Below are 14,966 nucleotides of genomic sequence, written 5' to 3'. Positions count from 1 at the left end.
CTATCATTGAAAACAGAATTCTATGGATAAAAAATATGTTTTTACTAGATACATATTAAAAAGACAAGCATAAATTATATTAGATTTTGACAAAGTCTTTTTGATTTCTAAAAGGATTTAAATCTTACTTATAGATTTGATTCCTTTTTATATAATATAATCCTTATATTGATACGTAAATATAATACAGTAATAATGATTTAAAAGCAAGAATTTTAGTAGCGGTACGTTCACACATCCATCAACTTAAGATTTTAAAGTAGCTCTTAAACAAAAAAAATTCTTTTTTTAATTGATTAATAGTAAACAAGAAAGATTGGCAAATTAACAACTAAAGAGATTTATTCAGGTAAAATCTATCAAAAGGTCCTTTACAAAATTTATACATAATTCAATTACAAAATAATATAAAAATTATGCATTTTTGTAAAAGAAATTCATTGACACTTGTGTATATAAGTAACTATACTCGTTACATCAAATTGAATGCGTGATAATACGATTTTATTATTATTACAAACATGTAAATATAAAAATAGAAAATTTCAATTTGATAAATACAATGGTAGAGGTGTTTATTTTAATGAAGCACAAATTAATTGCAACAGGTATCCTTGCAGGAGCTATATTATCCTATTCTTCTAATATTTTAGCAGATACTCATAAATTCCCAGATGTTCCTACATGGGCTGATAAATCCGTTAACTATTTAGTTGATAAACAGGTATTAAATGGTTATCCAGATGGAACTTTTGGTTCAAATGACTCCTTAGACAGAGCTTCGGCTACAAAAATTATGACAAAAGTTTTAGGTATACAAATTGATCCTAATGCAAAACCATCTTTTACAGATTCACAAAATCACTGGGCTACTCCTTATATTGCTGCTGCTGAAAAAGCTGGTATTGTTAAAGGTGAAGGTAATGGAATCTTTAATCCATCCGGAAAAGTAACTCGTGCTGCTATGGCTACCATGCTAGTAAATGCATATAAACTACAAAGCACAGCAAATCATAACGAGCAGGTTAGATTTGAAGATTTAAAAGGGCATTGGGGAGAAAAACATGCCAATATTTTAATAGATTTAAAAATTTCTAATGGTACCGAGAACGGTTGGCAACCAAATAGATTTATAACACGTGCTGAAGCTGCTCAACTTACTGCAAAAACAGATATGTTACAACAAAATTTAAACGATGAAAAAGAGGTTATTACTGCTACCTCATATGAAGATTTAAATTTAACAGTGGCTTCGAAAATTACAGCTCAAGAGATTGATAGTTTTATTGCAAAATATCATTCAGATAGTCCCTTAGTTGGACATGGACAAGATTTTATCAATGCGCAAAATCAATATGGCGTGAGTGCTCATTATTTAGCGGCGCATGCGATTTTAGAATCTGGATACGGAAAATCAGAAATCGCATATCAAAAACATAATTTATTCGGTCTACGTGCATATGATGGAGAGCCGTTTAAATATGCGAAATATTTACCAAGCTACGGCGATAGCATTGCTTATAATGCTAATTATGTACGAGAAAGATATTTAGAAGAAAATGGTATGTATTATAACGGGCCAACATTAACTGGCATGAATGTGAAATATGCATCAGATAAAGGCTGGGCTAAGAAAATTGCAGGCATTATGGAACGTATTAAACCGTTTCGTGTAGAAGACTATACATATGAAAAAAAATTATCAAAGAATCCTGAAACATTAGATGTCGAAGCGTTATCAAATGAAATTCCGTATAAAATGTATGCAGACGGTTCAAGCACAAATGTTGTATCATCAGCTACTTACTACCAGGTACCTTATCCATTTAATTTGAAAATTAAAAGTAGACCAGATGTAGCTGTCGAGGAAAATAAAGTTGGTACAGTAACTCCTGGAACAACCATCTTTATTTATCGTGAAGATCCAAATGGATGGGTAGAATTCTCTTTTGAAGCTAATGGAGAAAAATATTGGACATTAAAAAATAAATTAAGTATGTAATTAAAAAGATCTATTGCACTAGTTTTAAAAGTATGGGATTGGACAATTGATTCTCTAGATTAGAAATACAGTAAATTACCCGTTGATGTAGCAGCTGCAAAGATTATTCAAAATGTCTTAGCAGGTGCGACATCCGCATGCTTTTTCGGGAAAATGTTGCGCAAAGTAGGTTCATTTTCAGCACTATCTCCTGGTTCACCGTAATCTTTAATGATGTAATATTCCTTATCTTAAATGTATATATTGAATATATGGATATATTGTGTTATGATGTGAATTAGAAACTCGCGTGTTTCAAATACAACATTTTTATCTTCTTGATGACCTCTTATCTTTCCGTAAGAGGTCCTTTTTTATCCCTCCGTATTGCATAGCCGCTAAAATACTATGAAAAGATACTAGAGACTACTACAATGTGATATTCTCTAGTATTTTTTCTTTATCCATATTATCTATTGTTGGGTAATCGATGAATTATTAATTTTTGTATGATTTTCACAAAATAACTTTGAACCATTATTTATTTCAATATAAAATAATAAAGGGGTATATATGAATAGGTATGTCCTTTTTATGTGATGATAATGCGAATTGAAGCGTAATACTGAAACGGTAAACGAGAAGAATCAGTGCCGAAACAGATAGTAAGGAAAGTAAAACAGTAACAGCAGACAATACTTATAATGAAAACGTTCATAATGGACTGTCTATGGATGGAGAAAAAATACGAAAAGATAAAAGGGGCAAATGAATATGAACAGAGCCTTTAAAGGTACCGTATTAGCAGGGATAAGTGTGGGTTTCTTGCTAGCTGGTTGTACAATAGAAACATATGTCCTAACGCAGTCCAGAATATAAGCAAGTAGATTAAGTATTCTAAGCAGATAAATGAAGACTATCGCGATGAAGAAATTGAAAGACAACTAAGAGGTATAGCATTCTGACTTTCTAAATAACATGAGTGTTTCTATAGAATGAATCCTTAGGAGGGCTATTGTGGAACCTTTAATCAATGCTATTCTATACTTTGTATTTTTATTTGGAGCACTGTTTCTTATACTGGGTACTGCATTGGTTTTATTAATCGTGGCTGCATTACCAGTAATCTGGAAGAAGAATCTATCATTCCTAATGATTAGTTTAGGTATAAATATACTTGTCATTCCATTGTCTTTTTTTATTGGCGGGATGGCAACAGATTCTTCTGGTAGTACGATGCACGATTTTTGGGAAGTATTTTTCTTTATTCAGGTATTTCCGTTTCCCCTAGTACTGCTATCTTTAGTTTGGTGGCTTGTGCGTCGAAAAAAAGCAAAAGTTCATGTATAGTGTTTTTAATGCAAATAAGCTGTCCGTTTGGGCAGCTTATTATATTTATTACTAAGCGTGATTATTTCCAAAATGAATGCAATACCACTATACAGTTAAATTGAAGGTGAAACATATTGAAATCTTATCAAACTTTAGCCCACTTGTATGCATTAGGACTAGGCTGCGGACTTTGGAATAGAGAGGAGGTTATTTCATGGTGCGATAGGTTGATTGAAGCAAGTGATCACCCGCCATATGAAATTATGGAGATATCTTTAATGTCTAAAGCAAAGCTGATATATATAGAATCGGCTTTACTGTCATATAGCCGCATAGTTGATGAAAAACCCTTGGTAAACATCCTTCTTTCAGTCTTAAATGAAAAGTTAGTAGCTCAGAAATGGAATATTAAACAAGCGATTACTTGCTCTACTCGATTACTAGTAAATAGAGGCCTGTATTGGGAAGAAGAATATTTTGATTTATACAGCCTTAATGATAGCTATGACTTAGCACAGGAAGGTATCCATTTTAATGAAAAAGATGTGATTTCTGCTTATATCGATACATTAGATGTTTTTCGCATCCATTTTAACGAGTTTGAAGATCTCTATTTACAAGTCATGAAACAGAAGTGGCAAGGGGAGAGGGCAGGAAAAAGAATCATTGAATCGTAAGATTTATTTCCTGTATTTATCACCAAATTTATCTAGCCAAGACAAATCTGTCTTCGTGTTGATGAATTTTTGTCTCTTAATAGCTTAATGCTATCGTTTTTAATTTTTCCGACAGCAAGCAAAGTTAGCATGTTTAATGCATAATCAGACGCCTGTAAATGAGCATTACTATTTAAATTTTTACCAGAGAGTAATTTAGTTAATTAGTAGAAAAAGGAAGGGGCCTATTTGGCTCCTTCCCTTTTCTCATACATACATAACGCTTGTTGACAACTTATGAAATAATAGCATTCATCGCTATTAAAATATAACATTAAAAGCAATTAATTAGATATGTAATTTTGCATATATTGTACTATTTCATGAATAGGAACAAAACTATTTATTCCTTTCTGTATGGAGACAAATAGATTTAGGTTTACTTAGGGTAAGAAGACCTGATCATTGATTGCTGGTTAAACCATATTTCTACGTATTTGAAACAAATTATTTCACTGAATTGTATGTTAAAGAGAGTGAGGGATTTATGAAATGTAGATTATTCCTTGATTTCTTACTCGTGATTTTACTTGGACATCGGAAAAGAAGTTACGTTATATACGATTTCAAAAGGGGATATTATTCAGTGCATCAAAAGATGCGCTCCGTTTCCTGTTTCCTATCCTACTAAATTACCATTCCAAGCAAATTTCTTCTCTTTCAAACAATTCATCCATTGAATAAAGATAATTCGGCCATACGTATCGGAGGACATGAAACTTTCTTAATACCATTTGGAATATATTTCAATATACTTCCGATACTATAACAGATCGAAAATTTCTTTATTGGAGGTATATAATGGCATATCCATTTCGTAACTTAGTATTTGAAGGTGGCGGGGTAAAGGGAAGCGCTTATATAGGTGCCATCCGTGCACTAAATGAAGAAGGGATTTTACCAGAAATACAACGATTTGGAGGGACTTCAGCAGGAGCGATTACTGCATTACTTTTAGGTCTTTCCATTCCATTCGCAGATCTTGTAAAAATCCACAAAGACATGAATTTCAAAGCGTTTAAAGATGATGATTTTTCGATTGTACAAGATAACATTCGTTTATTTTTTGATGGTTTTGGTATCTATAAAGGGGATTTCTTCACTGAGTGGGTAGGAAAGATTGTTGAAAAGTGGACAGGGAGTAAGGACACAACTTTTCAGCAGTTGTATGACAAAACAGGAAAAGACGTGTTTTTCCAAGGAACGAACATTTCTACACACCAGCTTCGTACGTTTTCACGCGAAACGACACCTGATGTCCCATTAGTAGTTGCTGTGCGGATTTCGATGTCCATCCCATTCTTTTTTAAATCTGTGGAATGGGATAAAGATTATTATGTAGACGGAGGTGTACTCGATAACTACCCAATTCGTTTATTTGATCGAAAAAGTTTTGTGAATAAAGAAGAACACTTCACGACCACAGATACGATTGACGAGGTTAATAAACTGATAAGCAATATAGAGGATCATTTTACATTAAGAAGCTTACACACGAAATACAATGCATCTTTCTTTGATCCTACAGATGAAATTGTCTACAACAAAGAAACACTTGGTTTCCGTTTAGAATCTCAGGCGGAGGTTGCCATGTTAAAACATATCGCAACCTCAACAGAACATCATATTGGCCATTCTCTTATTCATTTTGCATGGAATTTGTCTCAAACCATGATCAAAGGTCATGAGAGCGGAAAAACCACCAAAGAAGATGCTGCCCGCACTGTATTTATTAATACATTCTTTACGTCGGCGTTTAATTTTGATATCACAGAAGAAGAAAAGAAAACACTCATGAATTCAGGTTATACTTCTACTAAAGACTATCTACATCAGTTTAATACGTCTGAAGTAAAATTGTTTAATCGACCATAAAGCCGAGTGCAATGCACTTGGCTTTTTTTAATCGTCCTGTAAATTCTTTTTTTAGTAGCTAATAAAAATTTAGATAGACTATGCATAGAACAAGAGAGAGGAGATAACAGAAAGTAATAAATATAAGTTTTGATGACTTCTTATTTTGTAAAACTAGGGTGTAGAAAGGGTGAAACAGGTGGAAGAAAAACGAATTATGATTTATACAATTTTTTGGCTAACACAGTACAAAAGAGAACTTTAAAACGGTGGATAGGAATGTATCAAAAAATGAATAGAGTAGCAAGGCGGATTTATTGTGGAAGTAGGGATTTTCCTTTTTCTTTCTACTGATAATAAAGCGTTATGTAGACTGGGGATGTATAAGGTATTCATTGCTATTCCTTCAAAATGCTGATGTTACATCACATTAAAATAACCTCTAATTTAAGTATTGAAATTCTCTAAATCTCGATGTATTATATTCTTGTATTTTCTCACTTTGCGAAGCCTAGAAAACATCATCACTTCTGAAAGAACTCGAACTCTAGCCGGTTCTTTGAATTTACTTGAACTTATTTTTGAATCATTGTATTATATTTCCGAGTCTTACTCATATAAATCATTATCAGGAGAATCTGCAAATTTGCAGGTTCTTTTTTATTTTATTGAAAGTAAAATTTTAGCCAGTCGTTTATTTTCATATTGTTGATTTTTATACGTGTTTGGTAAAAATCAATGAGTTGCAAAAAAATACTATGCTGAAATCTAGTTTGGTATAGCAATGTGCATATAAAAGATCTCACTTTGCTATATCCCCTAAAAAGAGTCATAAAAATCTATATTTTTTTAATTCAGTTGCATACTACAAAACTTCTTTTAAAAGAAATGTATGTACATACACATTATATTTTGTTCCATAACTCTCTAACTTTCGTTCACGATAGTCTGTTAAGTACAGGATTATTGGCGGGTGGTGCAATAGGTGCAGAAGATGTGAAAACAAATGAAAAAGTACAAGTTGCTGTTGCAGGTAAAGAGGGAAATATAACGTATAAAGAAATTGATAAAGCAGAATCTCCATTGTTATTTGGAATGTATCCTTTATGTTAAGATCCTAATAAGAAGTTAGTTTTTTTTGATAATTAATATTTATACAAAATATATAATTAATATACTAAAACGTTTTTAAATTTTATTAATGTATTCCTTTTCATATGAATGAATTATTTATTGCAACAGGTTTCCCTTTCAAAATAAGATGTTCAAACAAAAGACAATATAAGTATCTTTATAATGATTTTTCAATATAATCAATGTGTTTATGAAAGGAACTCTGTGTTATTTTTGCTTTTTTACTAACTAATACAGCTTCAAACAAAGGACACAATTGCTACATACTAAGTGTAATTTATTACCTATTCAAAATTCTGTCTATTCAATCTTTCTAAAAATAAAAAAAGATTAAACTTATAAATATACAAGTTATAATGAGGGCGTCGAGACACAATTTATTACCTCTAGAGAAAATATCAAACCTCGTTTTGGATTAAAAATTCTAAAGAACTTGCCAGTAATTTTTTAAAATTGGACATACTGATATGATTACTATACGGAGGATAGCGGATTAGAAGGGAAGTTTATTCAACTCAATAAAGAAAGCGTTATCAAACAAAACTTGTTTTGAATCGATCATTCTAATAACTTAGATTCAACTACAGCTAAAAATAATAAATTATGGGGGTGCTTATATGAACATGAATGTAGCATCTATTAAAGAAAAAAAGATTGTTAAATACAAAAGTTGTTTTGATGTGATTGGGCCCATAATGATAGGCCCTTCAAGTTCACATACTGCAGGTGCTTTGGCTATTGGAACAGTTGCTAATAAATTATTTCAAGGTCTTCCCAAAAAAGTTGTGGTAAAGTATTATGAATCATTTGCTGAAACCCATAAAGGTCACGGAACTGATTTTGCAATTATTGCTGGTATATTAGGCTTAGCTGCTGATGACAGCAAAGTGCCAGATGCTATTAAAATAGCAGAGTCTAAGGGAATTGACATTACCTTTATTGAACAATTGGGTAATAGTCCTGCTGGTCATCCAAATACGGCAGATGTATATGCAGAGGATGAAAGTCGAAGTATTAGAGTAATGGGTATTTCGGTCGGTGGTGGGTTGATTGAAGTCAAAAATGTTGAAATTGATGGATTTAGCTTAAATCTGCAGGGGCCATTGCCAGTTGTTATTGCGATTTCAGAAAGAGCTGACTTTGAATTTGTTTTACGCAGGATCTTTAAACAATATGATGTGGAAATTAACAACTTTCATAGTTTGGAAGATAAAACAAAATATTTATATGCATTCGCTTTGGATTCGATATTGCCAGGTAATGCTCAGAAGGAATTAGGAGATTTAAGCAATATAGCTAATCTTATTATTCTTTAGTCACATTAAGGAGTGAAAAATATGTATATGGCCATAAAAGAAATTATGGATGCAGCTAATAAAAGCCAAAAGCAAATTTATGAATTAGCAATCGAACAGGAAATCAAACAAACTAAAACTTCTTATGAAGAAGTATGGAGTAAAATGGAACGAAATTTAGCGACTATGCAACATGCAATAAATAAAAGTATCGAGGGCGACGGTGTATTTTCTCCAACAGGTTTGACCGGAGGGGATGCTGTAAAAATTAAAAACTATCGAGAAAATAGGAAAACTCTTTCTGGAGATTTGATGGTGTTAGGGATTCAAAGTGCTATCGGTGTTAATGAAGTAAATGCTGCATTAGGAGCTATTTGTGCAACTCCAACAGCAGGTGCGAGTGGGACGATTCCGGGAGTCCTATTTAGTATTAAAGATACGTTGCAGTTAAGTCATGAAGATATGATTCATTTTCTATTCACTTCAGCGTTATTTGGAACGATAGTCGCAAACAACGCTTGTATTTCAGGAGCGTATGGAGGATGTCAAGCTGAAGTAGGAAGTGCCTCAGCGATGGCGGCTGCAGCTGCGGTAGAAGCTGCGGGTGGAACGCCACAGCAATCTTCTGAAGCTTTTTCGATTGCATTACAAAATTTACTCGGTTTAGTTTGTGATCCGGTCGCTGGTTTGGTAGAAATTCCTTGTGTAAAGAGAAACGCCATTGGAACGGCAAATGCTTTAGCAGCAGCGGACATCGCATTAGCTGGCGTAAACAATCTCATCAATGCTGACGAAGTGATTGAAGCCATGTATAGAGTTGGAAGACAGATGCCTCGCGAATTAAGAGAGACAGGTTTAGGTGGTATTGCAGTTACACCTACAGGAATTGCCATTAAAAATAAAATCTTTGGGGAGAAACAATCAAATCAATAAGTTATCGAATATATTGTGAAGTTTTTAACAATCTTTACTCTATTGTTCGCCTAAGGATGTCTGTATATTGGGGGAGTTATCAATAAAATATACTACTATATAATTAAAATATTTTATAAGTGGTAACAAACCCTTCAGGTTGATGCTTCGCTAATTTTTTGATTTTTATTAACCTAGAAGGGGGATATTCGTTGTGGGGCACTATATAAGCTATTCATTTTTCAAGAACGGTCTATATTCCTATATCTTAAAAAGAGAATTAAGAATAGGACACAAGGAGGAATTATTATATGGATGGGAATACTGCAAAAAACATAGAATTTCAAGCTGATAACACTGCAGTAAAAAATGAGAAATATTTAGACCCTAAAAAGTGGCATAAACAGGATACTACCTGGGCATTGAGCCTTTTTGGAACAGCAATTGGAGCAGGAGTACTCTTTTTACCGATTAATGCAGGTTCAGGTGGTTTATTATCATTGCTGTTAATTACCATACTTGCATATCCTGTTATGTATTATTCACATAGGGCGCTTGCTAAAATGATTTACGCTTCGAACTCTGCCGATGAGGGGATTACAGGTACAATAAGAGAGTATTTTGGAAATAAGGCAAGTATCATTTTTAATATTGTATATTTTGTCTCCATTTATACGATCGTGCTGATGTACTCGGTCGCACTTACAAATACCGCTAGTAGCTTTATCGTGCATCAATTGCACATGTCGGAGCCTCCAAGGTCCATTTTATCGCTTGTTTTAGTACTCGGTCTTATCGCTATACTAAATTTTGGTCAAGATATAACTGTAAAGATCATGAGCATGCTAGTGTATCCTTTTATAGCTTCTCTACTTTTTATCGCAATATCTTTGATTCCACAGTGGAATACGTCAATGCTTAGTTTTTCAAGTGTTTCTACTGCTTCAACAGGAACAGGATATTTAGGAACGATATGGATGATACTTCCAATCATAGTATTCTCGTTTAATCATTCGCCTATGATTTCGTCATTTGTTATGAAACAGAGAGCTACGTATGGAATAGATGCTACTGATGCTAAATGTGCTCAAATACAAAAAGTTTGTTATATTATGACATTCGCAGTTGTTATGTTCTTTGTTTGGAGCAGTACCTTAAGTTTGACTCCAAATGATCTTAAGGTGGCAAAAGAACAGAACTTGTCAATCCTATCATATCTTGCTAATGAGCTTAATTCGCCAGTAATCACTATTGCAGCTCCTATCATTGCATTTGTGGCTATTACAAAGTCTTTCCTTGGTCATTATATAGGAGCGTATGAGGTAATGCGTGACATGATTATCAAGTCCAGTAAAAAACGTGGGAAAGATATAGGAGAAAAAACAGTTAAGACAATGATTCTTACTTTTGTCGTATTAACATGCTGGTATGTTGCTTATACAAATCCAAGTATTCTTGGAATCATTGATGCCCTTAGCGGTCCGCTAGTTGCTTCTATCTTATGTATACTACCAATGTATGCAATCCATAAAGTATCAGTACTTGCTAAATACAAAGGGAAATTTAGCAATGTATTTGTCATTATTATAGGTATTCTTACTGTCCTAGCAAGTATTAAGTCATTATTCTAATCCACTATTGTTAGTATCGATGCAAAAACCGTGGGATATGGAAAAAAGAAAGATTCTTATCGGAACTGAATTCTATATTGTTAAACTAAAGAAATCATGGTTTTGGACAAACTCCTCACATTGGAGAGTTTGTCTTTTTTTATCATTTTAGCCAAGAAGACCCCTTCCTCAAGGAACGCAAAATAAGTAGGTGGGAGATGAATTGGCTAAAATGATAAACTGGTGACCCCGTATGTAGAAGTAAAAAAGGGGGAAACTATTGTATAATTATCGATAATTTAGGGGGCGCCAAATGAAACATAATAAAGAAGTAACACTTGGGGATTACGTTGAATTTTCATATCGTAAAAATCATAATTTGAAATTAATGGGATTTGTGGTGGATGTTTTACAAAATACAATTGTTGTAGATATTGCGGAAAGAATGGATATCAAGGTAGATGATTTTAGGCAAGTTGTAAAGCATGGTTATTATAATAAAGTGGTTCATAAGCAAATAAAGAATAGTGTTTTATAAAAAGTGCTCCTATATATATAAATTTAGGAGCACTTTTTATGGAGAGAATTTTAGCAAAGATTTTTTTGTCTGAGGTATAAAATTTTCATATAAAAATACGTTTTGAAGATATTTTCATATTTGTTAATTAATAATTTTTTCAATCTTTATAGCTGTTATGGATTTAAAATATTATTCATAAGAATTTCACATAATTTTATTAAAAAGAAAAATACTAATACTTGTTTTAATACTTTACTTCGAGTCATTAAAACAAATTTACTAACTACGAAACAAGGAGGCATCACTGTGGACATTCGTGAAGGATTAATTCCAACAGCTTTAGGTACAGCAGTGACAGCAGCAGGTTATGCTCTTAAACAAACTCGTGGAACTAATAAAATGATTGCAAATACAGTATTTGGTTTTGGTTTAGCACACGTCGTTTTAGGTGTAATCGATCTTGTTGAACATCGTCGTTAGAACGAAAGGCAAGCATTGATATATGCTTGCCTTTTTGGGAGTACATTTATTATTCATTTTTCAAAATATGTTTGTATGACGTAATCATTATCAATGTAATTAAATAGTTACACTACAAGAAAATTAGAAAGTAAAACTGTGAGCATTGAATTTTATGAAATGAGATGGTGATGGAATGGAATTTTCTTCTGAAAGTAATACGTATCATGCTGGTGACATTGTTTATATTTTTTACCGAAATCCTCATACTCAAGACGTAGCTAACATACAAGCTGCAGCAGTTGTAAATAATCCTGAAAGACCTAATGAATTAGCACTATTTCTTTACGAAACGTATTATCCACTAACAAATGAGATGGCTATATATGCTACCGAAGATGAAGCAAACCAAGCTTACACTTACTATTATGGTGATATTTCAGAGGGGATGTTAGAATGAATAAGCCATTTATGCCTAAGCTCGTATATTTTGAACCGAAAGCATTAGATTATCCTTTGGGGAAAGAGCTGTTTGAGAAGTTTTCAAAGATGGATGTTGAAATTCGACATACTACTTCCCATAATCAAGTAAGAGATTTGCCAGGGGATAACGATTTTCAAAAGTATCGAGTAGCAAAATCCACGCTGGTTGTTGGTGTTAGAAAAACACTGAAATTCGATACTTCCAAGCCTTCAGCAGAGTATGCAATTCCTTTTGCAACGGGATGTATGGGACATTGTCATTATTGTTATTTACAAACAACGATGGGAAGTAAGCCTTATATACGAACGTATGTAAATGTTGAAGAAATTTTAGATGCTGCTGATAAATACATGAAAGAGCGTGCACCTGAAGTAACAAGATTTGAAGCGTCGTGTACTTCAGATATTGTAGGAATCGATTATTTAACGCATACCCTTAAACGGGCCATTGAGCATTTTGGAGAATCTGAATATGGGAAATTGAGATTTGTTACGAAATTCCACCATGTAGATCATTTACTTGATGCTAAACATAATGGAAAAACAAGATTTCGCTTTAGTGTAAACGCTGATTATGTGATTAAAAACTTTGAACCAGGAACTTCTCCCTTAGCTAAACGAATTGAGGCAGCAGGAAAAGTAGCTAGAGCTGGATATCCTCTTGGTTTCATTGTAGCTCCTATTTACCTGCATGAAGGCTGGAAGGAAGGATACTATCATATGTTTGAACGCCTAAATGCTGAATTACCTCTTGATGCACGGGATGATATTACATTTGAATTTATTCAACATCGTTTTACAAAGCCAGCTAAGAGAGTAATTGAAAAAAACTACCCGATGACAAAACTAGAATTAGATGAAGAGAAAAGAAGGTATAAATGGGGGAAATATGGAATCGGAAAATACATTTATCAAAAAGAAGAAGAAGAGGATATAAAAAACTATCTGTATTCCTATATGAAACAGTTCTTTCCTAATGCAAAACTAGAATATTTTACATAAAAGAAACGAAAAAAATTCATTACATCATCAATCTAAAAAATTACTCACTCAAAAAAGTGATATTGGTCAACAATTCGCTAATAAATCATTTGAAAAATTTATATACGAAAGTCTTTTATGTAAAAAATATGTTTCATTATGAGCTGAACCCCAACAGTTAAACAGAAAAATACAGTGGTTGCTCTGAGTTAGTGGAGATAGAAGAAAGAGGCTTTGTAGTAGGTGCGTCTTACCATATTGTTAAGGAAAAGAAATCAAATCCAATTATGAAAGGGACGTATCAGATGGTACTTCTCAGTAAGTTAGCGCAGCAAGGTGGAAAAGGGGCAGGGAATAATTATATTAATGTGAGTGCAAAAGCAGATAGTGTATTTGAACAAATACGAATTATTGCTAAAAAAAATTAGTCGTGAATTATTTTTTCTGAAAAATTACTCTCGAATCCTAATGCTTTACAGAATACGCTAGATGTATATATTCGTGATCATGAAATGAGAAGAAACATCCGTCTATTTGTTTCTGAAAAAAAATGCAGAAACTATCTTGAAACAAAGTGCAAAACTAGAAAATTTACCGGCACAGTATATTGATATGCTAGCTGAACATCCTCCCAAAAACGCTCAAATGGTGGAGGCGGCAAGAATTGGTGATGTGCAGGAAAAGATAATTTCAAAACGCAGTTTTGTACTACCTATCTTAAGGCCAACAAAACAAGGGATAGAAATGGATGGGGCTGCATTGTTTCGTGGGAAGGATAACAAGTGTGTTGGAATGTTAAACGGAGAACAAACACTGGGAATGAACTTTGTAATTGGTGAGAAATTAGGGGGCTATTTTACCATACGTGAAAAGAATCAGCTTATTACATATGAAATTCATAAATTACATCGAAAAATAAAGGTTTTTACTGAAAATACTACAAAACCGAAGTTTGATATTCATTTGTTTCTCGAAGGTACTTTGGCGGAGTTGCATTTTAGCGATTATAAACAAGTTATGGATGAAAAACGCTTAACGAAGGATATTTCAAAAGAGATGGAGCAAAGGATTCAAAAATCAATAAAGCTTGTTCAAAAAAATATAAGGTGGATGTATTAGCATTAGGAGAAGTATATAAGCGGAATAATTATAAAGAATGAAAGAAAATAAGTAAGAATTGGGATCAAGGTGAAAATTATTTTAGTAATGCTGACATTAATGTTTATGTTCATCCAGTAATTGAACATTCAGGCTCAGCTTTACCGAAGAGAGTGAAATAAGGTGATTTAAGTCGTTAGCGGATTACAAATACGCTAAACGATATTAATGCTGGTTCTGCATTTTCAATCAGTGCAGACTTATGTACTTTAAACGTGATTAATAAATTATATTTGGCTTATTATGATCCTTTGGTTAGCACTAGTTAGAGTTATAGTAAAAATATTAAGTAGAAACGACTTATTTTTAATAATAAGAGGAAATATGTTACTGAAAAGTAAGGAGACAAATTATTACTTTTCTAAAGGGTAATTAGGTTCGTACAATGATGCATTAAAGTGATTCATAAGGGATTCTGAATGCTAAGAGAGTGAGAATGCATTACAAAAGAAAGGTGCATAGGCGCCTTTCTTTTTTGAAGGAATTTTTTGTTACGAGTTAGTACAAAATTGGGTTCAGGGGGTACTATAA

General features: G+C 33.0%; 13 protein-coding genes and 4 pseudogenes. 16 read left to right on the top strand and 1 reads right to left on the bottom strand.

Annotated elements, in window-relative coordinates:
• Positions 1-583 precede the first annotated feature (583 nt).
• Both ACTFR8_RS02275 and ACTFR8_RS02270 read left to right on the top strand, forming a co-directional pair.
• Positions 584-2,002, top strand: a complete 1,419-nt coding sequence (locus tag ACTFR8_RS02275; protein WP_000680983.1) for an S-layer homology domain-containing protein — start codon at positions 584-586, stop codon at positions 2,000-2,002.
• 24 nt (positions 2,003-2,026) lie between these two features.
• A pseudogene (locus ACTFR8_RS02270) lies at positions 2,027-2,140 on the top strand (polysaccharide deacetylase); the annotation flags it as partial.
• On the opposite strand, the pseudogene ACTFR8_RS02265 reads toward ACTFR8_RS02270, so the two are convergent.
• Positions 2,128-2,220 (bottom strand): annotated as a pseudogene (locus tag ACTFR8_RS02265) (peptidase M56); the annotation flags it as partial. The pseudogenes ACTFR8_RS02270 and ACTFR8_RS02265 sit on opposite strands and share 13 nt — an antisense overlap.
• Positions 2,221-2,998: 778 nt before the next feature.
• On the opposite strand from ACTFR8_RS02265, the gene ACTFR8_RS02260 reads away from it, so the two are divergent.
• From ACTFR8_RS02260 to ACTFR8_RS02195, 14 genes and pseudogenes are all read left to right on the top strand, one after another.
• Positions 2,999-3,331 (top strand): hypothetical protein, encoded by a 333-nt coding sequence (locus ACTFR8_RS02260; RefSeq protein ID WP_000433526.1) that lies wholly within the window; start codon positions 2,999-3,001, stop codon positions 3,329-3,331.
• Between the two features lie 116 nt (positions 3,332-3,447).
• Complete coding sequence (locus ACTFR8_RS02255; protein WP_000844539.1) at positions 3,448-3,990, top strand: hypothetical protein; 543 nt, start codon at positions 3,448-3,450, stop codon at positions 3,988-3,990.
• Between the two features lie 840 nt (positions 3,991-4,830).
• Positions 4,831-5,904: a patatin-like phospholipase family protein gene (locus tag ACTFR8_RS02250; protein ID WP_000331129.1), complete on the top strand. Its 1,074-nt coding sequence runs from the start codon at positions 4,831-4,833 to the stop codon at positions 5,902-5,904.
• 837 nt (positions 5,905-6,741) lie between these two features.
• Positions 6,742-6,996: a hypothetical protein gene (locus tag ACTFR8_RS02245; RefSeq protein WP_000557537.1), complete on the top strand. Its 255-nt coding sequence runs from the start codon at positions 6,742-6,744 to the stop codon at positions 6,994-6,996.
• 638 nt (positions 6,997-7,634) lie between these two features.
• Positions 7,635-8,333, top strand: coding sequence for a serine dehydratase beta chain (locus ACTFR8_RS02240; RefSeq protein WP_001056999.1), 699 nt, complete (start codon positions 7,635-7,637; stop codon positions 8,331-8,333).
• A gap of 21 nt (positions 8,334-8,354) precedes the next feature.
• Entirely contained in the window at positions 8,355-9,245 is an 891-nt protein-coding gene (gene sdaAA / locus ACTFR8_RS02235) for an L-serine ammonia-lyase, iron-sulfur-dependent, subunit alpha (RefSeq protein ID WP_252209985.1), read from the top strand.
• Between the two features lie 290 nt (positions 9,246-9,535).
• Positions 9,536-10,855 (top strand): aromatic amino acid transport family protein, encoded by a 1,320-nt coding sequence (locus ACTFR8_RS02230; protein WP_252209987.1) that lies wholly within the window; start codon positions 9,536-9,538, stop codon positions 10,853-10,855.
• A gap of 292 nt (positions 10,856-11,147) precedes the next feature.
• Positions 11,148-11,372 carry a DUF2187 domain-containing protein gene (locus ACTFR8_RS02225; RefSeq protein WP_252209988.1) on the top strand — a complete coding sequence of 75 codons (225 nt, stop codon included), beginning with the start codon at positions 11,148-11,150 and terminating at the stop codon, positions 11,370-11,372.
• Positions 11,373-11,660: 288 nt separating this feature from the next.
• Positions 11,661-11,834: a hypothetical protein gene (locus ACTFR8_RS02220; protein ID WP_000354585.1), complete on the top strand. Its 174-nt coding sequence runs from the start codon at positions 11,661-11,663 to the stop codon at positions 11,832-11,834.
• Between the two features lie 175 nt (positions 11,835-12,009).
• Positions 12,010-12,273 carry a transcriptional regulator SplA gene (locus tag ACTFR8_RS02215; protein WP_000396091.1) on the top strand — a complete coding sequence of 88 codons (264 nt, stop codon included), beginning with the start codon at positions 12,010-12,012 and terminating at the stop codon, positions 12,271-12,273.
• Positions 12,270-13,298 (top strand): spore photoproduct lyase, encoded by a 1,029-nt coding sequence (gene splB, locus ACTFR8_RS02210; protein ID WP_001039638.1) that lies wholly within the window; start codon positions 12,270-12,272, stop codon positions 13,296-13,298. Before ACTFR8_RS02215 ends, splB begins: the two co-directional genes overlap by 4 nt.
• A gap of 191 nt (positions 13,299-13,489) precedes the next feature.
• A pseudogene (locus ACTFR8_RS02205) lies at positions 13,490-13,888 on the top strand (Ger(x)C family spore germination protein).
• The gene (locus tag ACTFR8_RS02200; protein ID WP_437263786.1) at positions 13,842-14,396 is read left to right on the top strand and encodes a Ger(x)C family spore germination C-terminal domain-containing protein; all 555 of its coding nucleotides are present in this window, start codon (positions 13,842-13,844) and stop codon (positions 14,394-14,396) included. Before ACTFR8_RS02205 ends, ACTFR8_RS02200 begins: the two are co-directional and overlap by 47 nt.
• 342 nt (positions 14,397-14,738) lie before the next feature.
• Positions 14,739-14,807: pseudogene (locus ACTFR8_RS02195) on the top strand (HXXEE domain-containing protein); the annotation flags it as partial.
• Positions 14,808-14,966 lie beyond the last annotated feature (159 nt).

This window comes from Bacillus cereus group sp. MYBK15-3 (assembly GCF_051916765.1).
GTDB classification, from domain to species: Bacteria; Bacillota; Bacilli; order Bacillales; family Bacillaceae_G; genus Bacillus_A; species Bacillus_A cereus.
Note: the sequence above shows the minus strand (reverse complement) of the source record. Positions and strands in the feature narration are given on the sequence as shown.

Excerpts from the sequence above, each read along its gene's own strand:
- ACTFR8_RS02250 (WP_000331129.1), top strand. The coding sequence starts at position 4,831 with ATGGCATATCCATTTCGTAACTTAGTATTTGAAGGTGGCGGGGTAAAG.
- ACTFR8_RS02225 (WP_252209988.1), top strand. The coding sequence starts at position 11,148 with ATGAAACATAATAAAGAAGTAACACTTGGGGATTACGTTGAATTTTCA.
- ACTFR8_RS02230 (WP_252209987.1), top strand. The coding sequence starts at position 9,536 with ATGGATGGGAATACTGCAAAAAACATAGAATTTCAAGCTGATAACACT.
- ACTFR8_RS02240 (WP_001056999.1), top strand. The coding sequence starts at position 7,635 with ATGAACATGAATGTAGCATCTATTAAAGAAAAAAAGATTGTTAAATAC.
- ACTFR8_RS02215 (WP_000396091.1), top strand. The coding sequence starts at position 12,010 with ATGGAATTTTCTTCTGAAAGTAATACGTATCATGCTGGTGACATTGTT.
- ACTFR8_RS02275 (WP_000680983.1), top strand. The coding sequence starts at position 584 with ATGAAGCACAAATTAATTGCAACAGGTATCCTTGCAGGAGCTATATTA.
- sdaAA (WP_252209985.1), top strand. The coding sequence starts at position 8,355 with ATGTATATGGCCATAAAAGAAATTATGGATGCAGCTAATAAAAGCCAA.
- splB (WP_001039638.1), top strand. The coding sequence starts at position 12,270 with ATGAATAAGCCATTTATGCCTAAGCTCGTATATTTTGAACCGAAAGCA.